Raw genomic sequence first — 24,509 nt, forward strand, 5'->3', positions numbered from 1 at the left:
TCTCTTTTCGTTACGACAATAAGCCAGGAATGCTAAACACTGTTAAAAAGCCAATCAGCAGGATAAACAACAGCACGTTGGAAATAACAAATCCCCAGGTTCTTCTTCTGTGACTTTTAATCAGCCCAAGACTTTCTGTAGCAGACACAGAACCAAACACTGGTATACCAGTATTTGCGGTTAATTGATGGGCAGAGGTCACCACTGGGTTGATTTGTGATACCAACAAGGCTAAACCAATCCCTGTACCAAAACCAAAGATAAGTACGCCAGTGGCAAACAATATTCTTTTAGGGCCTGCAGGTTTGTTTGGTTTTCTAGGTGGGTCAATTACCCTAAATTCAATTTTACTGGTTGATTGGTCTGCTTGTTTTGCAATTTGCGCCGTCTCTTTTCGTGACAACAGCTCTTCATACTTGCCTTTGGTGATTTCATAACCGCGGTTAAGCGCTGTTAGCTCAGCTTCAATTTCCGGCAAAATATGAATTTTTTCCTCAAGGTCATCGACTTGTCCTTGGTATTCATCTCGCCTTACTCTTATCGATGCTACCTGGCTTTCTAACTGATTAACTTGTATTTGCAAACTTTGAATGACAGGGTTTTGCGAAAGCTTAGAACGAGCGTCTGTGCCACCACTATTTACATCTAAATAGGCTTGTATTTCTTGGTCACGCAGTCTGTTTAAATCAGCGAGTCTGCGTTTTACCTCTTTCACGTCAGGGTGACGATCGGTGTAACGTAACAACAACGCGTCTAGATTCGCTTCTAGTTCAGCAATACGGTCATCGTAGGTAGTAGCAATGGCATTTTGATGTTTTATCTTACTTTGACCGCTTTTGATTTCATCTGGCGCAGCATAAAGTTGTGCTTTAGCATTCTCCAACTGCGACTCAGTTTCTCTTAAATTCAGATTAATTGCTTTGAGTTGTTCTTTAGCAATATTGAGTTTGTCATAGTAGCCACCGTATTGATTTGGCAAGACATCGGCATTCTTCTGTTTGAAATCTGTTAAACGTGCTTCTGCAGCAACTAGGCGTTGTTCGTACTCTTTAATTTGCGCGTTAAGAAACTTCTGAGCTTCATCAGAATCAGAACGATTCTCTCCTAAGGTGTTCTCTATAAATACGCTGAGTGCACTTTGGACAACATTTTTGGCTATATCTGGATCTTTATGTCGGTAGGTCACAGTAAAAATGTTTTCGTTACGACCGCCCACTTTTTGGATTTCGATATCATCTTTAAGATCATCAATCAGTTGATCAAATTGTTGTTCCGACGTGGTTTGAATATCGAGGTCAGTCATGCGAGCAATTCGCTCTAGATTTGGCCTACTTTTTAACGTTCGAATCATTAACCTGATTTGTGAATCGGTATCTGTTTGTACGGTAATACCTTTAAGCAAAGGTCCCAGAATACTTTGTGTATCTACATAGATACGTGCTTCTGATTCATATACGTCATCAAGATTAGCAATAAATGCCCAACCGATAGGACAAATGAGCCATGTCGCTATAATGATATAGCGCCTTTTGATCCAAAGTCCCTTTGAGTAATCAACAAGCTGTTGAATTAGTTCCTGCATTACGACCTCTAACTACCGTTTAAAACCAAGTTTCAGGAATAACAATGATATCGCCAGGCAGAACATCTACATTGGCGGTGATATCTCCATTTCGAATTAGGTCATCAATAAACACGTCATACTGCACTTGATTGCCGTCTTCTATGCGCACAAGCACTGCATCATTGCCGTCGGCAAATTCCGTTAATCCACCGACCTGAATCATAACATCGAGTAAGGTCATGTTCTTTTTGTAGTTAACAAAGCGTGGGTTGGTTGCTTCACCTATCACTCTGATCTGTTCGCTAAATGGTCCAACAAAGTTATTTACCGTAACAGTGACAACTGGGTCACGAAGATAAGTAGCTAAGATACCTTCTATCGAACGTGCTAGTTCTGTAGGTGTTTTTCCTGATGCAGGAATGTCCTCAACCAATGAGGTTGTTATCATGCCATCTGGACGCACCACGAATGTGCCTGATACTTCAGGGTTACGCCATACAAAAATATTGACGACATCTCCCGCGCCAATGAGGTATTTGTATGATGTTATTTCTTTGGTGTCAGAAGGGTGCAGTGTGGCAGTTGGAAGCGGATTTGAGCTACACCCCAACAACATAAATGAGACAAAACTCACTACAGACAACACTTTAGTCAGTGCTTTATTATCCATGGCATTACCTTTTTTATACATTTTTTGAACAACTCTTATTCAAATCTATATTTATTTCGCAAAAATTTCAAAAAACTTGCACTTATTTTAAACACTTATAGTATTTTATTTATACAGGTTAGTTAACGATCTGTTAAATTATTTTTATAAAAAGGGATAAAAGGATGCAAGAAAAGAAGTTTAAGGATTTATCCACAGCGAGTAGATCACTGTTATTAGTCGAATTTTTCATACTTATCGGTGCCTTAGCTCTTGCCTTGTTTCTTAACGACCAATTCAATTTTGTTGATCAAAAACAGTTACTTTTGAGCCAACTTTTTGTTCACGCATTGATTTTTGGCTTTTGTCACCTACTTACCGCCCTGTCATTAGGTCTGTACAACTCAAAGATTAGAGATAATTTTGTCCGATTAGTGCAAAGAGAAGTTATTTCTTTTGCGATCGGCTTTTCAATATTGTTTTCCTTTGCCTTATTGTTTAGTTGGTATCAAATAGCCATAGAGCTTATTGCGCTCGCGTCCTTTTTAGCGTTTCTCGGCATTTTAGTACTGCGTTATATTGCGCAGAAGACCGCACTCTTTGGTTTTCAAAAGCGCCGTGTGGTTGTGCTTGGGGCGGGTGAACGAGCGTCAATTATTGAAAAACGTATGCGCCGCAAAGTCGATAGACAAGGTTTCAGCCTACTCGGTTTTGTACCCATGGAAGGTGATATGGACGGCGGTATCGTAAATGAACACAAACTATCAAGTGATCTATCTATCGTGCATTATGCGCTCGAAAATGAAATCAATGAGATTGTCATCGCTAGCGATGAACGCAGAAACAACCTCCCGATAGAAGAGCTTTTTGCTTGTAAAGTTCGTGGCATTGAAATTACCGATATCCTCGACTTTATTGAAAGAGAAACCGGACAAATAGCGGTCAATTTGATTTATCCAAGTTGGGTGATTTACTCGTCAGGGTTTGCCTCGCCCAACTATCTACGAAATGCCCTAGATTGGGTCTTTAATGCCAGCATGGCCTTCGTCTTGTTGTTATTTACTTGGCCGTTCATGTTACTCACGGTGCTGGCGATAAAACTGGAAGAAGGCCCCTCGGCATCCGTGTTTTATCATCAAGTTAGGGTGGGGCTAAATGGCAAACTATTTAAAATAGTGAAGTTTCGCAGCATGCGTGAAGACGCGGAGAAAGATGGTGTGAAATGGGCTAAAACTGATGATGACCGCACCACCAAAGTGGGTGCGTTTATTCGAAAATATCGTGTTGATGAATTACCACAAATCTACAATGTTATGCGCGGTGATATGGGCTTTGTCGGCCCTCGACCAGAACGCCCTGAATTCGTTGAAACGTTAGTCGATGAAATTCCATATTACAATGAGCGACACAATGTAAAACCGGGTCTAACCGGTTGGGCACAGCTAAAATACCCGTATGGTGCAACTACTGAAGATGCCATGGAAAAATTAAAATTTGATTTGTATTACATTAAGCATCGCAGTTTTACGCTAGATTTACTGATATTAATCCGCACTGCTGAAGTGGTTGTATTTGGTAAAGGGCGCTAAGCTAAAAAGAGCGCAATAGATGCTTCTAATACACGTTTTTTAAGTGCCGTGGTTGAGCAATTACCGTCTACTGAAAAGCGTCTAAGCTGAAAGACATCGCAGTCGTTTTTATTAATGCCCCCCATAAAACTGAAGGCAAAAGGATAGCCATGGTGCTGTAACAGGGAAATTGTGTCCTGATTAAAACTGTCTTTACCACCTACCGGGTAAGCAAAGAATCGTTGATTCACAGGTAAGTGAGCATCTATTTCTGCTAATGCGTGTGAAATTTCTTCAGATTGCTCTGATTTATCTAACTGCGCCAAAATACGATGAGTGCGAGTTTGTGAGCCGATTTCCATACCAGCTGTTTGCATCTCAGCCAACATAGTCCAATCCATAAACAGTGGTGCTTGTTTGACTTGTTCTAGGCTATTAGCACTGTTAACCGCGTTTCGCAGGGTCTCTAGAACGTTTTCTAAAGTAGTGGAATCGTCATGCTTAACACTGTTTAGTACTTGTTTGATACACAAGGAGGGGTCGTCAATGACTAAGGACGAGATCTTAAGTAGCGACGACAAATCGATACTATTTGCAAGGCAAGCTTTCACTAAATACGCAATTTCGTCCCACCAAGGTACAGTATTTTGAGCGATAAAATCAGTTGCTACGAAGAAACTTGCTGGTATACCACGTGCGTTTAATAATGGAAAAGCGGATTGATAATTGTCAATGTAGCCGTCGTCAAAGGTGATACAGGCATATCTATCATCTTCTAGCGATTGGGTTTGCAACTTCTGCTGCAACTGCTCTAACGTTAGTAAGGTAAAGTGTTTCTCATAAAAACTAAGGTGTTTATCAAACGTTTCAACATCGCAACTAAACACATTTGGGTCAAAAGGTGTGCTTGATGGATCACCGATGCGATGATAATTAAACACATATAGTCCTTTTGGCCGACAAGCCCACAAAAAAGGCGTTTTTGCTAATAGTTTAATCGCTTTGCTCATTGTCTTCCTTGTACTTATAGGTCGGCGCTGCAACGACATAATCCCTGTACAGATGAGGGTTACCCTGTTCATTTGCTTCGGCAGCTTTTGCGATGTTATACATTTCTCTTGCAGAGACATAATGCAACAAATAGTCTTTGCCGTCATTGTACTTGTCATCTAAATATTGGCACATGTCCGCAAATGGTTGCCCTAACAATGTTGGCATATCAACTTCTTGTGTTCCATGTGTGTGCACTTTGATGAAAATCCACTCTTCTTTACCGGCCACGCTAATACCGCTATTCACCCAAAGATCAATCCTATCTTTGGTCGGTGGCATACTGGTGCGTACATCACTATTTTCTATTTGTGGAAAAACACCTTTCTTACGACGTTTCCAATTTAATCCTAAGGGACCTGTGATCAACATTAAATCGCCAGATGCAGGTTTACCTGCTTTTACTGAAACGCCTTTATCATGTGATTTTGGCTGTCCTGGAGTATCTGTCGCATAGTATATTTCGTTGGCAAAAGCCGGCTGTGTATCGCTCGGCGCGGACGGAAATGTCATATCGACAAAACATCCTGTATTTTTTAACACAATTAGTTCATCATCAACGCCACACATACGCCCATCAGGTCGACTGTTGTTGAGGCACCAATTGCCATGGATAAACGCATATTGAAGCTTGTTTGTTTCTTCATGGCGCACGAAAGCACCATGTTTTTCGTGCAATAGTTCGGTAAAACTATTTAGGGTGTTGGTAAGGTTTTCATGGGTGTCGTTGTCATGATGCAAATGCACTTCTATCTCGCCAAATCCTTGCTGACAAAGGTGCGCAATTTTATTTAAATGCTCTTCTCTGTACTCTTCTTCTGGATAGAAAAATGAGTGCTTGGGATAACATCCGTCGCTATCTTTAAATTGGCCAGCAACTTTAGGGTATAGCTGGTGCCATTGATCTACTCTAAAACGTTCTTGTTCCAGCGAAATATCTTTACCCCATTGCGGCTCATAGTGGTCAACAAAACAAAAAAGGACATGTTTGGTGGTGTTGTTAGGTACCTTTTTCTTGAACAGTTTGCGTTTTAGGTAATGTGATAGCCACAAATGAATGTGTTTTTTACGAATAATGAACACGACCAAGCCAAGTAATAACAAACACCCTAAAATAAGCACACTGATCATCGTACTGTCCTTTGCCATGCGCCACTGCTCTTTGTTGTAAAATATTGAATAAAGCCCTTGAGCAACGATACATTCATCGCGGTGAAAAAGGCGATTATTTTTATGATTGGTTGCTTAGCTATGCTGTGTGTCGGCAGATTGATACCGATAAACGCAAGCACATAAAACAGCACTTGTAGCGCTAACAGCGCAACGTAAAAAGGCGTTGTAGCGAGCAATACGTTTGTGACAATTGCAATAAGCATTAAATGTGGTGCAAACCAGCGCAGCACCTTATGACTGACATAGCTGAAAAAAAGAAAACCATTTGCAGGGTTGAGTAACCAGGGCATACGAAAAAACGCTTGGTAGTTACCACGCCCAATACGCACTCTGCGTTGTCCTTCCGCACTCAAATCTGGCGCAATTTCTTCAAAGGCTAAGGCTCGTTGTTGATAAACGACAACTTGTTTTTGTTTGCGAACGTGCAGGGCGATTTGAAAATCATCAACAATGGTGTCGTGGGCAAGCGGCACGTAAAGCGCTTTTCTAAAAGCATAGATTGCGCCATTGGCTCCAAGTAGCGCATTCAAATTAGATTCGTGTTTCTTTAAAAAGCGCTCGTATTGCCAATACTTGTCATCTTGGTTGCGTTCACAGCCAGCGTTATATAGTACAAGCTCTCCACAAACTGCACCGATATTTTCATCAACAAAAGGTTGTGTCAATTCTATTAACGCATCTTCAGCAAACTCAGTATTAGCGTCGCTCATGACCACTATATCGGTAGTGGCTTTAGCAATGAGATCATTGAGTACGCTCATCTTCCCTCTGTTTTGAGAGAACAATTCGACCTGTAAATTTTCAGTGGTTTTGGCAAGCGCTAGTAATATTTCATTGGTATCATCTGTGCTGCCATCGGAGCCGACAAGCAGTTTAATTTTATGCTGTGGGTAGTCTATGTGATTTAGATTTTTGATTCTGTCTGCTATGCAAGATTGTTCATTGAATGCAGAAATAATGACGGTAATATCAGGCAAATGTTGTGCGTTTTTACACCATGTTTTGCTCTTGTTAAAGAGCTTACTGCAAACCAATAATACAAACGGATATAGTAAGTAACTGTATACCAGTAAACCAATGGACAGCCACAAAAGCGTTTCCATTACTGTTTATCCTTTAACTTGGCTACTGCAGGAATACCTAGCATAACACTGCGAGCTGGTGCATCTTTGGTAACGACAGCGTTTGCACCAATATCAACATTGTTTTCTATAATAACTTCACCGATTATTTTGGCGCCAGAGCCGACAAAAACATTATCCTGTAATGTGGGTGAGCGACCTCTGTTGTCGCCAATAACGACACCGCTTTCAAGCGTAACATTTTTACCGCCTTGTACCTTTGAATTAATGATAACGCCATTAGGATGCATAATGACGAAGCCTTCGTCGAAATGAGCATTTATGCCAATGACGCAGCCATTTAAAAACTTGTTTAGCCAAGCAACTAAGTAAGCAACTGGCGATAATTTGATTTGTTTAAAAAACCGCATCGTTCGATATAAACACATCGCTGATGTACCGTCTGACATAAATATTCGCAACATACTGGCGTTTGAACCGTCTGCCATGTAAATAGCTTGTTTGCGTTTTAAATCTGTCCAAATCATTCATTTTGCTCCAATAAAGCTAAAGCATCTTCTACATTATTAGTCCATTGGCGCTGTTCTTCTATGTATTGACGCGCTTGTTTACCTACTTTGACTATACTCGCTTTGTCTTCCATCAATGACAATGTTTTCTCAACGCAAGCGTCTTTGTCATTGGCCTTGAACAGCCAACCCGTTTCACCATCAGCAACTACCTCTTTGATGGGACCAAAATCAGGTACTACCATTGCTTTTTCCATTGCCATAAATTCAAACAATTTCATGGGAGACCCATAGTCGTTTGAATCAGGCAAAATTCCAAAGTCCATAGCGGCTATATATCGAGGCACGTCGTCATGCGCTAAGCGCCCCGTTAAAATAATTTGTTCACTCGCCTCAGCTTGCTCAATTCGAGCTTTAATGGCGTTAAAACAAACACCGTCACCAATGAGCAATAATACTAAGTTAGGAAAGTCTTTTACTTTGTCCGCAACTTTATCGATAAACCAGTCAATTCCATGCCAATGTACAAAAGCTCCGACATATCCAAGGACGATCTTGTCGTCTATATTAAGTTGTTCTCGCACCGACTTTGCTTCTTCAGGCATTAAACTAAATTGCGACAAATCGGCAGCGTTGGGCGACACCACAGAATTGGCAATATCGCCATATTGAGCAATCGCCAGCTCTTTAAAGTGTGTCGATATAAAAATTAGTCCGGAAGCATTTTGAAAACACCATTTTTCTAATTTTCTTGCGAGCGACTTAAACGTTAGCTTACGCACTCTTTGTACTAAACAGGAATCGTTTATCTCCAGTAAGATCGGGATACCCTTTCTTTTGGCATACCAAATACTGGCAAACATAAAAAGAGAATAGCGCTCATAGACCAATTCACTTTCTGTATCTTTTAACGCCTTTCTAACGCGCAACAGTGCCAAAAGGTTATAAGCCAATTCAAATACTTCAAATAAAAATTCTGGGAAATACTTAGTAATCGACGTAAGCGAACCAACGATTGAACGTTTGTTGTTGCTTGGCTGGGTTGTCTTCACTGTTTTGGTTTGTTCTGGTTCAGCACCGGGCATAGAAAGCACTTGCACGTCATGGCCAAGTTTTTCAAACCCTTTGACTATCCCTTTTATATGCACACCCTCTGCGCCGCGACCACGAGTTCTATGGTGATAAAGCACCTTCATACATAGCCCTCTATTGCAGCGAAACGAAAGCCTTGTTTCTGCCAATGAGGCAGTAATGTTTTTAACATATTGATACTTTTTTCACTGTCGTCATGAAACAACAAAATTTCACCATTCTTCATTTCAGCATCAATTAACGAACGTGTTAATTTTTCAAAAGAGGTCGTTTTGAAATCATTTGAATCTTTTGACCAATGTATCCCTGTCAAGGCATGTTGTTTTAGCAAAGAAATCAAAGAAAAGGTCCATTTTCCCTGAGGCGCCCTAAAGTATTTACAGGGTGATTGACATAAACCCGATAAGGTTGTTTGGGATTGCAACACATCGTTAGCTTGTTCTGCACGGCTAAGCGTTTGAAAGTTTTCATGTTGTAATGAATGGTTTCCTAAGGTGTGGCCTGCGGCTATAATTTTAGCAATAACCTCTGGGTGACGAGTAGCCTCCTTGGCTATAACAAAAAACGTTGCTTTCGCGTCGAATTGTTCGAGCAAGTCTAACAATGTGTCGGTAACCTGAGGCGTTGGCCCATCATCAAAGGTCAAAAAAAGCACGCGTTCAGACGTCCTGATGTGCGACACCATATTGGGATGAAGGCGACAAACTTTCCCTATAACTCTATTTACTATAGAGGACATCTTAACCATTAATACATCTTTATTGTTTGATTTTTATACTTTCAGTTTAACAAAATATTAACGCATGCAAAGCGATTTATACCAATCTAGCCAAATATTTAGCGAGTGCTTATCAATTCCTGCAATTGCTTGGCGTTAGATTGCCAACAAAACTTTTCAGCATGTTTTCTAATCGCTTCTTGGTTCCATTCTATCGATAGTGCCTGGTCAAGGGCAGCAAGGAGTTGCACGCTATTTTGCGGTTTAATCAGTAACCCTGTTTCATTTTGTAGGACAACTTCTGGAATGCCGCCAACCAACGTTGATATTACAGGGGTTCCAATTGCCATACTCTCGAGTAGTACATTTGGCACACCCTCATGGTAGCTCGGTAAGCAAAGGCATTTTGCATGTTGCACCCACGGCGCAATTTGGTGATGTTCAAGCGAGCCAAGTATATGAAACCTATCGCGATGTTGTAGAGTGTCGACAAACCTTCTCAGTTCTCCCGCGTCAGGTCCATCGCCAATCACTACACAATGCAACTGAGCGTTGGATGCTGCAAACTGATCAAATGCGGTGGCATATTCGATAATACCTTTGTCGTGTTTCAAGTTGCCGACAAAGATGATGTACTCAAAATCACAAGGGCGCTGATATTTGGGCTGGAATAGCGCATGATTTACGCCATTGTACAACACGCTTATTTTATTCGCTTCTACGCCTAGTTCTGCTAGTGATTGTTTAAGTTCATTGGACACAGACACGATTCCTGACGCTTTATTAGCTGCCTGCTTGATTTGAGCGGAGCGACTGGGGTGCAGACCATGAATATGTATGTCAGAGCCGTGAATCTTTAAGAAATAATTAAGCTTAAAATGATGTGCTAACTTTTGTCCTGCGACGCCATCAGGATATGCCCAACAGGCTAGCAAGGTGTCTGCTTGCGAAGCTTTAATCCATCTTCCACTATGAAACAAAAGAGATAACGTCATAAAAATGCCGTTAAATCGACGCCCTGTGCCAGGGACATAAAAAAACGGTGCATAACGCAAATGCGTGGTTTGCTTGATTTGTTTGCGCTTTTTAAACCACTGCAGAAAAGGCACAGGCACTAAATAGTGCAATTCTTTATACTGAGATAAGGCGTCAAACTGTTGTTTGTTAAACGTCGCTCTGTTGGGCTCCCACGGCGACGGATACAAATTAGTTAGAATAATGACTTTGTTATTAGACTTCACAAATGGTTACTCTATGTTTGCCGCTTGGCGTTAATGGAATATCTTCAACAAACACGAGGTTTAATTCTAGTTCGTCGTTACTATAACGATTGATTTCACGTTTTATTACGTCAGCTTCTTCGGCCTTAAATTGCTTATTAGTTACAAGCAGTATATCGATATAATTTAATGAAGTTTGTTTAACTTGGAATTTAACAATGCCACTAAATTCCTTAAAAAGGTGTGGAAATAATTCGCCTGGTATCGTTTTACCCGAGCGAGTTTTGATGACATCTAATTGACGACCATCGACACTTTCCATAATAGGGAATGGATTGCCACACTCGCACTGTTTATTCGATAGTGTTGCACAATCACCGTTTTTATAGCGAATTAGCGGCATACCATAGTTGAACAAATCGGTGATAACGAGATCGCCCGACTGTCCCGAGATAGGTTGACCTGAGTTATCGACGGTTTCTACAACCAAATGGTCGCTATTTATGTGCAGGCTTTTGTGGCTGTTGCACTCTGAGGCAATGAGCATAAATTCTCTGCAGCCAAAGGTATTGTAAGTATTGCACCCAAATGCTTTTTCTATTGTATCCCGCTGAAAATCGTGCAGTGCTTCAGCGCCGGTAAGTACTGCAAGGGGTCGATGGATGCGGATATCGTGTTGCAAAATATAGCGAGCCAGCAAATAAGTGGGCTGGACATAACCTACAATTGCACTTGGCTTATATTGGTTAATCTGATTAATAAATTCATCTGCATTTTGCTCGCTCAAAGTAAAAGTATTTAACATTTTGCGATGATAAAAGCGGTGGTAAAGGATTTCTTTTAGTTGTCGCGCTTTGGATACCTCGCCAATGTTTGCTCCCCATAAGAACAAGGTTTTTTCTCCTAAGCCCGCGCCTAGTTGTTGGTACCCACGCCACATCACCGCTTCGCGCCTTAGGTTGCTTTCGACATCTAATTCAAACTTAAATGGAATACCCGTGGATCCTCCGGTTGCTTTGACGATGTTGTCTTTAAATCCATGTGCTCTTACTTGCTCATAATGCGCGCTGATATCTTCTTTCGAGATAATAGGCAGCGAGGTGAAAGCATTAAAGTCGGTGATATCTTTAGCCGATTCGACGCCTGCTTTCTGCCAAAGGCTTCTATAAAAAGTACTGTGGGTAAAAGCGTGTTCAAGCAATAACGACAGATACTGCCATTGGTGGGCTTTAATTTGTTCTGGTGACCAAGTTAAATGACTATTGTACTCCGCTACCATTTTAGGCAAGGGTTTACCGCGCAACTTCGCGTAGGTGGGGAGTAATACATGTTTAAACAAACCAGAGTATATTGCAGCCATCTTAGTCCAATTATTTTTTTGATTGTCGCTATGGTGAATAGTTAAACACTATGAGTACATTATTTAATCATTGATAAGTTTCTGCAATAGCATTATAAGTATTTCTATATTAATAATTTATTAACACTTCACTAAGGTTGTTGTTAGGTATGAAGGAAGCAAAGGTTTCAGTGATCATTCCGGTGTATAACGGTGAGCAATACATTGAGAATACGCTGGACAGCATATTGCAACAAAGTTACACCAACATTGAAGTGATTTTGGTCAACGATGGTTCCAAAGATGCAAGCTTAGCGTTATTGCATCGCCTTGCTCAGCGTGACGATAGAATAGTTGTGTTAGACAAAGCAAACGGTGGCGTCGCCGATGCACGAAACTATGGGATCACGCATTGTACTGGCGCCTATGTTGCTTTTTGCGACCAAGACGATCTCTGGTATCAAGACAAACTAACACAGCAAATGCCCTTGTTTTCGAAGGCATCCATAGGACTTGTTCACGGTGGTAGCGAAAATTTTTATACCGCGACAAATAAAACCTACCAGCCTAATTTTAAGCGTAAACATCGCGGTAAAATTTTTAGTTCTCTTATTGAAGAAAATCAAATTAGTTGTTGCAGCGCTGTGGCGCGCACAGATTTAATCAAACAAGTAGGAATGTTTGACCCAGATCCCGCTTTAATGGGAGTGGATGATTGGCATTTGTGGCTTAAACTAGCCTTAGTCAGTGAAGTTGATTTTGTTGAGACAGTGGTAGCAAAACATATTTTTCATGGCGACAACTACTCAATGCTTGATGAAAAAATGCATCATGCAGAGATCGTATGTTTGGAAAAAATAAAAGCCGAATTTGCTCTGCACACAGCTAATGTAGCATGGCCACAAATAATGGCCTCAATTCATACTCGCTATGCACGGTCTTACATCAACACATCACAATTTTCGTTGGCGGGTGATACCTTGCTCAAAGCACATCGCCAACAACCTTCATTTTCCTCACTAAGCAAAGGCCTAATGTATCGATATATCCCCGATATTTTTTGGCAAACTGTACAACGCTTATTTCGTTATGCCAAAGCTAACAAGAAGAGCAGCTTTGCGTGACACAAGATAATCTTAAACAACAGGTCTTACATTCAATAAAGTGGGTAGCGCTAGGTAAAGCTGCAACACAGTTGATCCGTTGGATTATTACGTTTTGGGTTATTCGCTTATTAACACCAGAAGATTATGGCGAAGTTGCCATGGCAGATGTGCTATTTGGCTTCTTCACCTTGATGCTAGGTTCGTTTATAACGCCAAGTATTATTCAAGCTAAAGAACTGTCCACGCATACACTAAAGAAACTCTTTGGCGCAATAATTCTCGTCTACTGTACCTTTTTCATTGTGCAGTTGTCTTTGGCCGACGCCGTTGGGAGATACTATCAATCTAGCAATGTCGCCGATATTCTCTCACTCAATGCTTGGTGTTTTTTGATTCTTATATTTCAAGTCATTCCTGCAGCATTAATGTACCGAGAGATGGATTTTAAAAAGCTTGCCATCATTACCGCTATCGCCACAGTGTTTGCGACGTTGGTGACTCTTGCATTGGCATTGATGGGGTACGGATTTTGGTCAATCATCTGGGGTGAAATCGTCCTGGTTGTTGTAAAAACCGTATTGGTGTTTGCAGTAAAACCACTATGGTTGCTACCTGATTTTAAGCTAAAGCCAATTCTACCCATGATTAAATTTGGCGGTTTACTAACGCTTAATGCCATTTTGTTTTATGTGTTTTTACACATGGATATCATGATTGCAGGTCGCATTTTATCACCCATGGAAGTTGGGCTTTTTGCCGTTGGCTTGCAATTTGCGCTGATGCCACAGAAAAAGATATTACCGCTACTTCGACAAGTGGCGTTTCCTGCCTTTTCAAAAATTCAAGACAACAAAGCCCGCGTAAACCATTACATATTAAAAGCGCAGCGTTTAAGCTTTTTGGCAACCGTTCCTATTTTTTGGGGACTTGCTTCGGTTGTTGATGTGGTGATTCCGCTTATCCTTGGTGAAAAGTGGGTAGGTGCCGTAATGCCAGCTATGATAGTTCTTTTTATTATGCCACTACGATTCAGTGATGAACTATTTAACCCTGCGATAAAAGGTATTGGAAATGCGAGACATATGCTTATTAACGCATTGATTTCAATTCCCATTTTATTTGTTGGCATTGTCGCGTTTTCTGATATGGGCGCAATAGGTATCGCGATTGCCTGGGCAGTAAGTTACCCATTGATATATGTTGTGGTGGTAGGTAGAAATTGCGGGCTATTCAATATAACAATTAAGCAATTTCTAAAGAGTATGTTGCCGCCTATTTCTGCCGGAATTCTCATGCTTGTTTTTGTGTTTGCTGCAAAACAGGCTTTTACTGGTATCAACATAACAAGTTTGATTGTGCAGGTCGCAGCAGGGGGCATAGTATATGTACTTACCTTATTTTTTGTGCACAAAGCGTCTATAAAAGAATTAAAGTCTTTGCTTAAAACAACGTAGGGAGAAAGCGTGTCAAAAGCGATAATTGTGGTAGGAATGCATCGGAGTGGAACCTCGGCGATATCTGGATTGTTGGATAGGCTAGGTATATTTATGGGTAAGCATTTATATGGCCCACAAAAAGGTGTTAATGAAAAAGGCTTTTTTGAAAATGCTAAAATCGTTGAGTTTAATGATGTGCTGTTTGATGCAAAGGTACAAGCATGGGATGACCCTTATGCCATTGAGCAAAGTGAATCAATTGACCCCGTTTATGCTTCTTATGAAAACGTAGCAAGTGACTTATTGCGCAGTGAATATCAAGGTCATGATTTATGGGGAATGAAAGATCCGCGTACTTCGTTACATCTAGCTTTTTGGCATAACATTTTTTCAAACAATGCCATCACCCCGCATTACCTACTAATGCTGAGAAACCCAATGGAAGTGGCAATGTCATTAGAGAAACGCGATGGTTTTCTGATAGAGCATAGCTTGAGGCTTTGGATTAACTATACCTTGAGTAGTATTTTAACTATAAGGTCAGCAAAGCATATTGTTGTGGATTTCAATCAGTTAATAGCGAATCCAGAACAAGTGCTGGCCGATATTACAAAAGCGTTTGATTTATCAGGGTCTGCTGGCGCGTCAGACTTTATTGAAAAGTCTCTTCGTCATAATAGTAGCCTAGTAGAGAGCGATACTGAGATAGGTAAAATTGCTACGGCCCTGTACCAGACACTTTTGCAAGATGTCATCGATTTTCAACAGGTAACTAATATCGCAGCGCAATATAGCGCCATCATAGAGCACGAAAACGTGTTAATGCGAGCCCATTGCCATAGATTAAAGCAAGAAGAAATTTATTACAGGCAGTGCTTTCTAGAAGCCTATGAAAGTGTTTGGTGGAAAATCACCTGGCCGCTTAGAGCACTTGAAAAGCGACTGAGAAAAAACAAACCTTAAACTTATAATGGCTTTTCATTAACCTTATATATGACGATTTATAATCCTATTTTAAGCGCAATATAAACCATTATGATGGCAACCCAACTATACATCGCGCAGTATGCAAATTGCTTAAAGCTCATCAAATAGCTGAGCTCGGGAGATAATTTGACAATACGGTAATTGCTCGCTGTCTGCATACCAAGAAAAATGAACATCAACAGGGTAAATTGCCGGCTTAGGAAAAAGGCGGTGATCATAAACCCTACCATGCTAAAAAAGAGTGTTTTATTAATACCTAATTCTTGTGTGGATATGTCGCTTTGTTCATCTTGCCCACGTTTTTCGAACTTTTTGATCAGCACATAACCGGCAATCATATTAAGCATCAATGCGCCGCCCCAAATTGAATAGCCAATAATTCCTAATTCGGCGGCGACGTGAATGTATGAGTTATGCGCAACTTTACCGTGTAAGTCCATAAAATTGCTCATACCGACACCTAATATCGGGTTGCCTAAAAGCATATGAATGCCGTCATACCACGCATCCAATCGACCCATTGCTGAAGAATCAGCAGACGTCAGCCCACCAAAACTAGCTAATAACGTTGCTACCAATGGCGCCATTATTACGCTAAAAAGTACAAATTTTGCGCCGGCATTATTGACCAGAAAATAGATGGCACAGAGTCCAAATATGCCAAGCAAAGTGCCCCGAGACCCAGTCATATAGATGCCGTAGACTAGTGCTGCTAATACGCCAATAAAAAACAACTTTGAAAAGGCATTGCCGCGTTTTAAAAAATAGAATGCTATGGGGACATTCATCACTAAAAACATACCTAAGTCATTAGGGTCTCCAAAAAAACCCAAATAGGTAATTCGCATTTCTTCACCTGCAACTGTTAGCGAACCACCTATCCCATAACCAAACCTTCCATCAAACGATTGTTGCTGATTATGACCATTCAGCACCATAATCAAAGCCGCGCTAATGCAGACGTAAAACAAAATGTGCTGGCGGTTTGCTGTGCGAGTTAAGTTACTAAATAGAAAGAAAGGGATAAGCGACGAGATAAAAAATCGTTCTGCCTGATCTATGCCACCCATACCCCATCCATTTAGGAATCCAGAGACAATAATCAAAACGGGAAAAACCAAAAAGTATATATGCTGGCTGCCCAATTGAATCGGTCGGAGCGACACTAGAGCAAGTAAAAAAGAAAGAATTGCAAAGACTTTTATAAAGATATAGTTAGATGTTTCTATACTAAATTCGTGCGGTCGTATAAGCACAGAGATGGTATACAGCACCAAGAAAAAAAACGCTAATGTTGCGTCTCGTTCCTTAGGCACCGCTATTGGTCTTCTTCTTATTTCTTCCATGGTCGCCGAAAAAATACCCGTTAATCGTCAAAACTATAAAGTAACAGTTAATTTACGGTTTTTGTACATAAAACACACAAAACAATAAGGCTTTTATAGTGAATAATTAAAACTACGTGCCAGTTTTTTTAAATGATATTTTAGAATCGCTTTGTCTAGCCAGTTGATACGCCTTTGGGTAGTTGGGGTTTTATTGGCTTCAATTTTCTTTTTAAAGGCGTCATTGTTGATGTTAAGTTCCAGTTTTTCGCCTAACTGTGTTAGCGCTGGACTGCCTTGGTATAAGTCTTCATATTTGATAATGGTTGCATCGAGTTGCTCACAATGGTCGGAAAAAGAATTTGCTAGTCGCGCCCAATGTTTAGCGAACGCACGAGCAGTAAAAACAGGGCGTTCAGGTCTGGTGATATACCATGATTTAAACTGACTATAAGAGCTAAATGCGTCAATAGGATTTCGCACCAAAAATACGATTTTCGCTTCAGGGAACAGCCATTTAAAGAATTGCGCAAATTGCGCATCGAGTCTTATCTCTTTTATACCGAATTCGGTGTACCCTTGACTCTCAGCAGGTGCCTGGAATAACGCCTCAAAGTAGGCGGTATAGGCATTTTTCAAGTCGTCTACTTGAGGATAGAGATTGGCAATCCATTGTTGCGATAATGGTTGTTGCTTATCTATATTGCCGATTAAATGACTTTTACGTGGAAACTCTTCATTGAACTTTGTTAACGGTAGAGTAAGTGATTCCAATAGGCCAAAGTCGCCATAGGGCTCACCCCAAATTAAATAATCATCACCTGAAGTTAACGCACGTTGAAGCAAGGTACTGCCAGAACGCCAACCGGCGGACAAGATAAGTAAAGGTTTATGAGTGGATTTGTGAATGTCTATGGAAGCATTAGCTTGAAATGCGTTTAGTGCACTAAACAAATCATTTGGTAAATATTTATATCTTTTATGTTTTTGCCAGATATGTGCATGACCAAATAAAGAATGAACGATGCTTTTCATGCCAATCTACCTCTTTAAGACAACTAGTCTATCTGTTCAATGTTAATACGATAAATTCGTTTAATGAGCGAACCCATTAAGTAATACAATTTATTCTCAGGCGTCGAGGCTCTGCCGCCAGCCGACATAAAGGTTTTGTACAAAAAAATATGTTTTTGTGATTTATGTTGATTGTATAAATCACTATGTTTCTTCAGTAAGTATAGGTGCCCTTTGATTAATTTATGCGGATTAGATGACAAATTACCTTGTTGCTCTCTTCTAAGGCAAGACAGCGCGTCTTTCAAAAATCCGATGTTATGACCTCGCTTGATAAGTTTGATGCAAAGGTCATGGTCTTCAGAGCATTTGATATTCTCATCAAAAAAGCCGACATCAATAAGGGCCTGTTTATGCACGATTAATGACGTAGGTGTTACGTGGCTAGTCGTTAGCAAGTCTTGTGTTGTGAGATCGTATGGCTTGTCGGTAAATTGATTAACAACTTCATTGTTTTCAAATACCTCTATGCCAGTATGACAAGCGGCAAAACGAGGATTTTCAATTAAAAATTGCGCTTGTTTCGCTAATTTTTCGCGATGCCATTTATCGTCAGCATCTAAAAATGCAATGTAATCACCTTGAGCACATTTTATCCCCTGATTACGAGCATAAGACACACCTTTATTTTGGGGTAAAGACAACAAGGTAACGCCGTCAAATTGCTTGATAAATTCATCTGCAGCATTTCCACAACCATCGTTAACAACAATTATCTCTACAGGTTGTTTAGTTTGTGCGCGCACTGACAAGTAGGCTTGTTCAAAATATCGCTCTGCATGATAAAACGGAATGACGACACTGATCGAAAAGCTCATTAAAGGTCCTTCTAAGAACTTTTATTGAATGATTGGCTAGCTAAAGAATAGGCAGGGAAGTGCGTATGCGCAAATAAATAACGGAATGTTAAATAACAATTTCTTGCTCAATTTATGAACAATGGTTAAAGTTTTTATATAGATCTTTTCGAAGCTTAGGAGAAGCGTAGTGAAAGTTGGCACATTAACGGTTGAGAATAGGGACAATGCCAAAGTCATTTCTGGTTATGTCGGTAATTTTCCCCTGTGGTATCGCATGCCAAAGGACATAGAAGTTGATCAACATGATGGCACATTTCTTATTATTTCAGCCATATTCCCAGCCATGTTGTTACAACAAGATATTTACCTTGATGAAACGCTTTATATGTCACAGTGCGTTTACGAAAAGCTTGATCAAATTCAGCGCACCTTTACTTACTTCAATCCAGCATTTAAACCCATAAAAGTACATGCAAAAACACAAGCCACGTCTGCAGCATCGCTAGGCAGAACAGCTTTCTTTTCTGGGGGAGTCGATGGGGCTTATACTGCGGCGAAATACCGAGACAGTTTGGAAAATTTGGTGCTTATAAACGGATTTGATTTCAATATGGATGATGAGCAGTGGCAACAAATGGCGGCTAGGGCACAGAAAAGCGCTGACACCCTAAACATGCGATTGATCTGTATTGAAACCAATATGAAGGAGTTTACTTCTTGGGTCGGAATCACCCGATTTGTTAATTTTGGCGCAATGCTTGCCTCTGTTGGTGGTTTGTTGAAAGCGTCAGAAATCATAATTAGTGGAGCGGTTACCTTCGATCGCATTTTTGAAAGTGGTAGTCATCCGTTACTGGACACCCTATGGTCGACAGAAACAACCTATGTTAACCATGATGGTTTAGAGGCCGACCGCACAAGAAAATTGGCGTATTTGAAACAATATCCAGCGCTACTTGAAAACCTTTGGGTATGCTGGAAAACACCCACTAGTAATTGCGGCAAATGTTCTAAATGCGTCAGAACTTTTATCTCTACCTATTTAAATGAAATCGAGAACATTCCTTTCGAAACTCAACCGCAATTGTCAGATATTAAGAAACTGCATATTAAATCTGAAGAAGAGTTTTATTTCTTTGAAGTGTTTTTAAATGATGCCATCAAAAACAACATGCCGGAGTTGCAAAAGAAGTTGGTTTGGTTGCGACTGAAATACAATCTAAGAAAGAGTCTTGTTGAAATCGATGAGGTTTACTTTGGTCGCGCATTCCATAAATTCAAGCGAAGACGTTTGTCGTTAGCGAGCGACATTACCGACTTGCACATAAAAGCGCGTTATACCGATAAGTATAAAATTGAAGATTTAGAAAAGAAGCAAAATATCAAAGAAAGCCTACCTTCGGTTGTCGAGATAGGCACGATATATGGATAATTTGGTCTTAACTTAGTTGTTTAAGCAAGCCCTTGATATGGTGTTTCACATAGTAATGACGACTAATCTTCTTTAGTGCTTTAACCATGACTTTATCCTGTTTTTCAACGGCTAACGCCAGGTTTTCTTGCAGAAAGTCGACGTCATGAACACTATAAAGTCTGAGCTTGCTGACCTTATTTTTGACGAGTTCATCGGTTAACGGTGGAAAATTGGGTGTTGATAGACCAAGTAAGCGCAGGTTAGTCATGGTTCGTAGGCATTTTTCACACTGACCACAATTGTATCCCTTGTCTTGCCAGCATACTCTAATTAAAGCGATTGCCGTTGGTTCGGTCGCTAGAAACGCTATTTTCTCTAAACGGTTGGCTTCCGCACCATCGTGCACGATATGCGTTGTACCATTACTCCACAAAGGGTCTGTTATATAGTTGGAACCCTCTTGAATCGTCTTACCATAAGTAAAACCACTTGCGATATAACAGGTTTTGACTGATGCTGCTAAGGCTATGCTTGCAAGCCCACCGCCAAAACATTGCGTCCATTTTAACCCTAAGGAGTGACCAAAAAAGCGCACATTAGTCGCAATTGGTACGAGGGGTTTTTCAAAGGCATCTAGAAACACCTTATTTTTTTCAAATGCATGCTCGAATTGTTCGACGTTGTCGAGCTGCATATCGATACCTTTTGAAAACAGCAATAAATCTATGTCGTCCTTGTTTTTTAGAAAAGTGTAGGTGCCATCAACACCACCAGAAAAGAACGAGATAACATGATCATTGACAGGAAGCGCCTCAACGCGCTGACCCCCAAGAATATCTATTTTGTGCAATTTAACACCCAGCTGTGCTTCCCAACGACTAAAAATATCCTGCAGTTTTGACAGGTTACTTAATAATTGAGCAGATACAGGAATGTCGTCAGCAAGCTCAATATTTTGTTTTGTCGCCATGGCTGGAATTAAAGAAGCGGCGACGAAGGCATCTGCTTTAAGCGTAATATCCATAGATAATGGAAACTCATACCACAACAAAAAATCACCACAATAGCCGCTCAAGCGTTGACATTCCTTTTCTTGAACAAGCTTGATTTCCGTTATTTTCATTCCGTAGAGCTCCTGTTAAATGGCGATTTTATTATCTGCCAATATTTGCTAAATGCTGATTTCCATAATGTGTTGAAGTGGCGCATTGTCACCATTGTTTCAGTATGATTTGCCCATGTTTCTTTATAACTATTGCGAACCGAGCCCATCATAAAATCATAATGTTTTTCATCGGCATGGAGAATGCTCCAAGAGTGTAAAAACGTCCCTAAAGAGTATTGAGCATACCTGCTCTGATCCCAACCACTTTGATAAAAGTGCAAGGTGTCATGGCTTCGCAAGTAATAATGAACGGCGACAATGTCGTTCTTGATCACAATTGCACTCATAGCGACGTTTTCTGGGGCATGTTCATAAAAGGCTTGATGAAATTGTGAAAAACTCGCTTCACAAAAAGCACCAGGTTGCCCTTTTGCTTGCCAACGTTGTTGATGTAAAGCGCGCAGTGCATGCCAATAGGTTTTAAATTGTGCAGGGGTTACCCAAAAAATCTTGGCTTCTATCTCTGCTAATTGCTTGGCGCTTTTTTTATAACGCGCTCGTTGGTTTTTACTTAGTTTATCAATTGACCAATTTGAGCAGTCCGTTTGGTAGCGCGTATAGTGCAGTGTTCTAACATGGCCATTAAGCTGTGCAATCAACGCGACGACATTTGAAGAAGATAGGGCATTTTGCGCATATAAAATATCATAAGGTGACTGACTAACTAGTTTGCACAATGCCTTCAATACTTGCTCCTTGTAAAAAGGCGCAATGAGAATGTCTAGGTATTCAGAGGCTACAGACATATTGGTTTGTTCGCCTTGGCCTAATAGGAAAAGTGACTTGGTATATGGAAATCGATTTTGTGATTGCAAGTAAAATGGTGCAATTGCTACGACATTACCTTTGTCGTAAAAAACATATACCTGTAGCTGCCAAGCCGACTGCCAGAAGGTACTAAACCAGGCTCTTAACCAGTGGCTACTATTGAAAATAGATGAGCGCTGTTCGCCAGTAAAAGACGCGTACAGTTCAAACACATAACCCATGTTTGTTATATCATCGAGCTTTTTTATAGTTAACTCGTTAGCATCTAATTCCGACAAGGCCAGTTCGACTCGTTTAGTAAAATTCATTATTAACTACAGTTGACCACTCACTTCAAAGAAATTTTTAGACTGTGCCACTGGATTCTTTAATGGATCCCATACTGGTTTTATTGAGGTTTTAATTTTCGCTAAAACACGAGTAATAGTATTGGCTAGTGATATTGGGAGGTGCAACCAGCGACAAAACAAGAATATTTTGCGCCTAAATACCCAGTGATACATCGCCTGCTCAGCGTAAAAATTGTATCCCCAACGCTCTTCAAACAATCGTGAACTTTTCCATGTGAGTTTGGGGTTCCAACGAAAGAAAAAGAATTTCATGTCGAAATACTGCATACGCGTACCCAAGTTATCAAAAATCACGACAGATTCAGGTTGAGTTAGTATCTTTCGGCCCATTTTTTTGGCTTGAATGCCAATATCAATATGCTCTCGAATAACCATTTGCGGCAATTCAATATCATGTAAAAATTGCGTTTCAAAAAGTACGCCATGCAGTTCAAACATTTCAGACGGAGCAATTTCTTGCGGTATTTCTTGTGGCAAGGCTCGTCTAAAGTGCTTATCTTCAATTAGGTAATCGCTACCTTCTACATTTACGATACGAATTTCATTGGTATATAGGTGATTGCGTAAACTGGCACCCTCGTCTACACCTTCTTTTTCTAGGGTTAAAGGATTAACAATGGCAGCGCGCTCTTGCTCTGCTACAGACAACAATGGTGGTAGCCAATTTTCGGTGACGTTTGAATCGTTGTCTAAGAACATCACGTAAGGCGTATCAATTTTAGGGCGAATGCGACGCATTGCCTCCATCGGAATGATCAGCCCATAATTCACAATCTCAGCATTATCTTTATCTTCTAGCAGTGCATTAATTTGTTTTTTTAAATGCTTAGGGTAAGCCAGATCTAACACGATAAGCTTGAACGGTTGTTTGGTCACACGATATAGATTTTCAATGCACTCAACGATACCGGAGTATCGATCTCGAGGTGTAATGACGACGGTGACTTTCGTTTCTTCCAATTCCATGGTGTTACCTTAAGTGAGTTGTGTCTTAAATAAATGAATGTATTTGTCTAACATATGTTCTATAGAAAATTCTTTTTGTATGCGATTAAAAGCCGTTAACCCTATAGAGGTTCTAGTTTTTTCAATTCGCAATGTATCAATAGCCTTAGCAATAGCCTCTGGGTTGTGTGTAGGCACTAACAAACCTGTTTGTTGGTTGATCACAATGTCGGGTATACCGCCCACCTGTGTTGCGATTACCGGCCTCGCATTGGCTCCTGCTTCAATAAATACCAAACCAAAAGCTTCCTCTAATGAGGGTTGTACAAATATGTCGCATGCTTCAAACCAGGTTTTTATATCGCTTTTTTGACCAACAAAGGTGACGTTCCTATCGACATTGGCTTGTTGGCAGGCTTTCTTCAGCTTAGCCAATTCCATATCACTACCAGTACCAGCGATATACAAATGTACATCTTGTTGATGATTAGTAAGTTCGGCTAGCGCTTGAATTGTGTCCTGGTGCCCTTTGATTTCACCTAAATGCCCAACGCTCAATAACATCAGTTGTTCTTTGGGAATAGCTAAAGACGCTCTCGCGTTTAGTTTAACGTTTTCGTCGGGCGGGCTGGCAGGTACAGCGGTACCACCATGGATAATTGTCGTTTTAGTTTGCGCAAAATGCAGTTGCTTTATCATTCTGTCGGCACGTTCACTGGATACTGCGACATATGCATTAAGAAGGTATTTAATTAGTCGGTTACCCATCGATTTATTGTAGCGATTAAGTTCACTGCGATGGAAAGTGCCGATAATAGGAATTCTCAAAAGACTTGCTGCTATTCCAGCGTAAAGGTGCGAAAACTCGCAATGGGCATGAATGATGGTTATTTGATGCTTGCGACAAAACCGCATAATTGACCAGACGAGTGCAGGGCTAACGCCTTGCGTGCGAGGAATAATATGTACTGGTTCAAACTCAATGCCGAATTCGGGTTGTTCAAATGTAAGCAAAACGGTCGGAATACTACGCGCTATTAACCCATTTGCTGTATCGCAAATGCGTTTTGTTCGCCCTCCCTTGTTTAAACTTTGTACAACTTCAAGTACTCTAATATTATCCATTAACCACTGCCACCCAATGCTGCTTAACTCATTGAGGTGTTTATTTTTTA

General features: G+C 40.5%; 22 protein-coding genes. 5 read left to right on the forward strand and 17 right to left on the reverse strand.

The features are described from left to right. Positions 1–10 precede the first annotated feature (10 nt). Positions 11–1,582, reverse strand: coding sequence for an XrtA system polysaccharide chain length determinant (locus tag QUD85_RS01065; RefSeq protein ID WP_093329145.1), 1,572 nt, complete (start codon positions 1,580–1,582; stop codon positions 11–13). Positions 1,583–1,601: 19 nt separating this feature from the next. After that, positions 1,602–2,234, reverse strand: coding sequence for an XrtA/PEP-CTERM system exopolysaccharide export protein (locus tag QUD85_RS01070; RefSeq protein ID WP_093329436.1), 633 nt, complete (start codon positions 2,232–2,234; stop codon positions 1,602–1,604). A 164-nt stretch (positions 2,235–2,398) separates the two neighbouring features. Here QUD85_RS01070 and QUD85_RS01075 point away from each other — a divergent pair, with 164 nt between their 5' ends. Further along, positions 2,399–3,802, forward strand: a complete 1,404-nt coding sequence (locus tag QUD85_RS01075) for a TIGR03013 family XrtA/PEP-CTERM system glycosyltransferase (RefSeq protein WP_093329144.1) — start codon at positions 2,399–2,401, stop codon at positions 3,800–3,802. Here the strand turns inward: QUD85_RS01075 and QUD85_RS01080 are convergent. The 8 genes from QUD85_RS01080 to QUD85_RS01115 all read right to left on the reverse strand — a co-directional run bounded on the left by QUD85_RS01080 (position 3,799) and on the right by QUD85_RS01115 (position 11,985). Next, on the reverse strand, positions 3,799–4,791 hold the full coding sequence (locus QUD85_RS01080) for a polysaccharide deacetylase family protein (RefSeq protein WP_177168882.1): 993 nt from the start codon (positions 4,789–4,791) through the stop codon (positions 3,799–3,801). The genes QUD85_RS01075 and QUD85_RS01080 overlap by 4 nt on opposite strands. After that, entirely contained in the window at positions 4,775–5,980 is a 1,206-nt protein-coding gene (locus tag QUD85_RS01085; RefSeq protein WP_245732107.1) for a hypothetical protein, read from the reverse strand. The genes QUD85_RS01080 and QUD85_RS01085 overlap by 17 nt, the downstream gene beginning before the upstream one ends. Next, positions 5,959–7,107 carry a glycosyltransferase family 2 protein gene (locus QUD85_RS01090; RefSeq protein WP_093329141.1) on the reverse strand — a complete coding sequence of 383 codons (1,149 nt, stop codon included), beginning with the start codon at positions 7,105–7,107 and terminating at the stop codon, positions 5,959–5,961. Before QUD85_RS01090 ends, QUD85_RS01085 begins: the two co-directional genes overlap by 22 nt. Next, positions 7,107–7,613, reverse strand: coding sequence for a serine O-acetyltransferase (locus tag QUD85_RS01095; RefSeq protein ID WP_245732106.1), 507 nt, complete (start codon positions 7,611–7,613; stop codon positions 7,107–7,109). The genes QUD85_RS01090 and QUD85_RS01095 overlap by 1 nt, the downstream gene beginning before the upstream one ends. Further along, positions 7,610–8,791: a glycosyltransferase family 4 protein gene (locus QUD85_RS01100; RefSeq protein ID WP_093329139.1), complete on the reverse strand. Its 1,182-nt coding sequence runs from the start codon at positions 8,789–8,791 to the stop codon at positions 7,610–7,612. Before QUD85_RS01100 ends, QUD85_RS01095 begins: the two co-directional genes overlap by 4 nt. After that, positions 8,788–9,435 (reverse strand): polysaccharide deacetylase family protein, encoded by a 648-nt coding sequence (locus tag QUD85_RS01105; RefSeq protein WP_093329138.1) that lies wholly within the window; start codon positions 9,433–9,435, stop codon positions 8,788–8,790. The genes QUD85_RS01100 and QUD85_RS01105 overlap by 4 nt, the downstream gene beginning before the upstream one ends. 89 nt (positions 9,436–9,524) lie before the next feature. Beyond that, positions 9,525–10,646 carry a glycosyltransferase gene (locus QUD85_RS01110; protein WP_093329136.1) on the reverse strand — a complete coding sequence of 374 codons (1,122 nt, stop codon included), beginning with the start codon at positions 10,644–10,646 and terminating at the stop codon, positions 9,525–9,527. Continuing rightward, a complete protein-coding gene (locus QUD85_RS01115; protein WP_245732105.1) occupies positions 10,636–11,985 on the reverse strand; it encodes a phenylacetate--CoA ligase family protein in 1,350 nt (449 codons plus the stop codon). Before QUD85_RS01115 ends, QUD85_RS01110 begins: the two co-directional genes overlap by 11 nt. A gap of 149 nt (positions 11,986–12,134) precedes the next feature. Between QUD85_RS01115 and QUD85_RS01120 the strand changes: the two genes are divergently transcribed. From QUD85_RS01120 to QUD85_RS01130, 3 genes are read left to right on the forward strand one after another with little or no spacing between them, the layout of a single operon-like run. Then, positions 12,135–13,088: a glycosyltransferase family 2 protein gene (locus QUD85_RS01120; protein WP_093329134.1), complete on the forward strand. Its 954-nt coding sequence runs from the start codon at positions 12,135–12,137 to the stop codon at positions 13,086–13,088. Then, positions 13,085–14,524: a lipopolysaccharide biosynthesis protein gene (locus tag QUD85_RS01125; RefSeq protein ID WP_093329133.1), complete on the forward strand. Its 1,440-nt coding sequence runs from the start codon at positions 13,085–13,087 to the stop codon at positions 14,522–14,524. Before QUD85_RS01120 ends, QUD85_RS01125 begins: the two co-directional genes overlap by 4 nt. 27 nt (positions 14,525–14,551) lie before the next feature. After that, entirely contained in the window at positions 14,552–15,469 is a 918-nt protein-coding gene (locus QUD85_RS01130; RefSeq protein WP_281241759.1) for a sulfotransferase family protein, read from the forward strand. 38 nt (positions 15,470–15,507) lie between these two features. On the opposite strand, the gene QUD85_RS01135 is transcribed toward QUD85_RS01130, so the two are convergent. The 3 genes from QUD85_RS01135 to QUD85_RS01145 all read right to left on the reverse strand — a co-directional run bounded on the left by QUD85_RS01135 (position 15,508) and on the right by QUD85_RS01145 (position 18,710). Further along, positions 15,508–16,839: an O-antigen ligase family protein gene (locus QUD85_RS01135; RefSeq protein ID WP_093329130.1), complete on the reverse strand. Its 1,332-nt coding sequence runs from the start codon at positions 16,837–16,839 to the stop codon at positions 15,508–15,510. Positions 16,840–16,932: 93 nt separating this feature from the next. Next, the gene (locus tag QUD85_RS01140) at positions 16,933–17,853 is read right to left on the reverse strand and encodes a sulfotransferase family protein (protein WP_093329128.1); all 921 of its coding nucleotides are present in this window, start codon (positions 17,851–17,853) and stop codon (positions 16,933–16,935) included. Positions 17,854–17,876: 23 nt separating this feature from the next. Then, positions 17,877–18,710 carry a glycosyltransferase family 2 protein gene (locus tag QUD85_RS01145; protein ID WP_093329127.1) on the reverse strand — a complete coding sequence of 278 codons (834 nt, stop codon included), beginning with the start codon at positions 18,708–18,710 and terminating at the stop codon, positions 17,877–17,879. A 169-nt stretch (positions 18,711–18,879) separates the two neighbouring features. Here QUD85_RS01145 and QUD85_RS01150 point away from each other — a divergent pair, with 169 nt between their 5' ends. Then, positions 18,880–20,124 (forward strand): hypothetical protein, encoded by a 1,245-nt coding sequence (locus QUD85_RS01150; protein ID WP_093329125.1) that lies wholly within the window; start codon positions 18,880–18,882, stop codon positions 20,122–20,124. Between the two features lie 7 nt (positions 20,125–20,131). On the opposite strand, the gene QUD85_RS01155 is transcribed toward QUD85_RS01150, so the two are convergent. From QUD85_RS01155 to QUD85_RS01170, 4 genes are read right to left on the reverse strand one after another with little or no spacing between them, the layout of a single operon-like run. Then, positions 20,132–21,229: a hypothetical protein gene (locus QUD85_RS01155; protein ID WP_093329124.1), complete on the reverse strand. Its 1,098-nt coding sequence runs from the start codon at positions 21,227–21,229 to the stop codon at positions 20,132–20,134. Then, positions 21,226–22,347, reverse strand: coding sequence for a GNAT family N-acetyltransferase (locus QUD85_RS01160; protein ID WP_093329122.1), 1,122 nt, complete (start codon positions 22,345–22,347; stop codon positions 21,226–21,228). The genes QUD85_RS01155 and QUD85_RS01160 overlap by 4 nt, the downstream gene beginning before the upstream one ends. Positions 22,348–22,353: 6 nt before the next feature. Beyond that, a complete protein-coding gene (locus tag QUD85_RS01165) occupies positions 22,354–23,355 on the reverse strand; it encodes a glycosyltransferase (RefSeq protein ID WP_093329121.1) in 1,002 nt (333 codons plus the stop codon). Positions 23,356–23,364: 9 nt separating this feature from the next. Next, positions 23,365–24,459 (reverse strand): glycosyltransferase family 4 protein, encoded by a 1,095-nt coding sequence (locus QUD85_RS01170; RefSeq protein WP_093329119.1) that lies wholly within the window; start codon positions 24,457–24,459, stop codon positions 23,365–23,367. Positions 24,460–24,509: the final 50 nt, after the last annotated feature.

Source organism: Thalassotalea agarivorans (assembly GCF_030295955.1).
Classification (GTDB): domain Bacteria; phylum Pseudomonadota; class Gammaproteobacteria; order Enterobacterales; family Alteromonadaceae; genus Thalassotalea_D; species Thalassotalea_D agarivorans.

Bases quoted from the DNA above. Each gene is read 5' to 3' on its own strand.
- QUD85_RS01065 (WP_093329145.1), bottom strand. From the start codon at position 1,582: ATGCAGGAACTAATTCAACAGCTTGTTGATTACTCAAAGGGACTTTGG.
- QUD85_RS01070 (WP_093329436.1), bottom strand. From the start codon at position 2,234: ATGGATAATAAAGCACTGACTAAAGTGTTGTCTGTAGTGAGTTTTGTC.
- QUD85_RS01075 (WP_093329144.1), top strand. From the start codon at position 2,399: ATGCAAGAAAAGAAGTTTAAGGATTTATCCACAGCGAGTAGATCACTG.
- QUD85_RS01080 (WP_177168882.1), bottom strand. From the start codon at position 4,791: ATGAGCAAAGCGATTAAACTATTAGCAAAAACGCCTTTTTTGTGGGCT.
- QUD85_RS01085 (WP_245732107.1), bottom strand. From the start codon at position 5,980: ATGGCAAAGGACAGTACGATGATCAGTGTGCTTATTTTAGGGTGTTTG.
- QUD85_RS01090 (WP_093329141.1), bottom strand. From the start codon at position 7,107: ATGGAAACGCTTTTGTGGCTGTCCATTGGTTTACTGGTATACAGTTAC.
- QUD85_RS01095 (WP_245732106.1), bottom strand. From the start codon at position 7,613: ATGATTTGGACAGATTTAAAACGCAAACAAGCTATTTACATGGCAGAC.
- QUD85_RS01100 (WP_093329139.1), bottom strand. From the start codon at position 8,791: ATGAAGGTGCTTTATCACCATAGAACTCGTGGTCGCGGCGCAGAGGGT.
- QUD85_RS01105 (WP_093329138.1), bottom strand. From the start codon at position 9,435: ATGGTTAAGATGTCCTCTATAGTAAATAGAGTTATAGGGAAAGTTTGT.
- QUD85_RS01115 (WP_245732105.1), bottom strand. From the start codon at position 11,985: ATGGCTGCAATATACTCTGGTTTGTTTAAACATGTATTACTCCCCACC.
- QUD85_RS01120 (WP_093329134.1), top strand. From the start codon at position 12,135: ATGAAGGAAGCAAAGGTTTCAGTGATCATTCCGGTGTATAACGGTGAG.
- QUD85_RS01135 (WP_093329130.1), bottom strand. From the start codon at position 16,839: ATGGAAGAAATAAGAAGAAGACCAATAGCGGTGCCTAAGGAACGAGAC.
- QUD85_RS01140 (WP_093329128.1), bottom strand. From the start codon at position 17,853: ATGAAAAGCATCGTTCATTCTTTATTTGGTCATGCACATATCTGGCAA.
- QUD85_RS01145 (WP_093329127.1), bottom strand. From the start codon at position 18,710: ATGAGCTTTTCGATCAGTGTCGTCATTCCGTTTTATCATGCAGAGCGA.
- QUD85_RS01155 (WP_093329124.1), bottom strand. From the start codon at position 21,229: ATGAAAATAACGGAAATCAAGCTTGTTCAAGAAAAGGAATGTCAACGC.
- QUD85_RS01160 (WP_093329122.1), bottom strand. From the start codon at position 22,347: ATGAATTTTACTAAACGAGTCGAACTGGCCTTGTCGGAATTAGATGCT.
- QUD85_RS01165 (WP_093329121.1), bottom strand. From the start codon at position 23,355: ATGGAATTGGAAGAAACGAAAGTCACCGTCGTCATTACACCTCGAGAT.
- QUD85_RS01170 (WP_093329119.1), bottom strand. From the start codon at position 24,459: ATGGATAATATTAGAGTACTTGAAGTTGTACAAAGTTTAAACAAGGGA.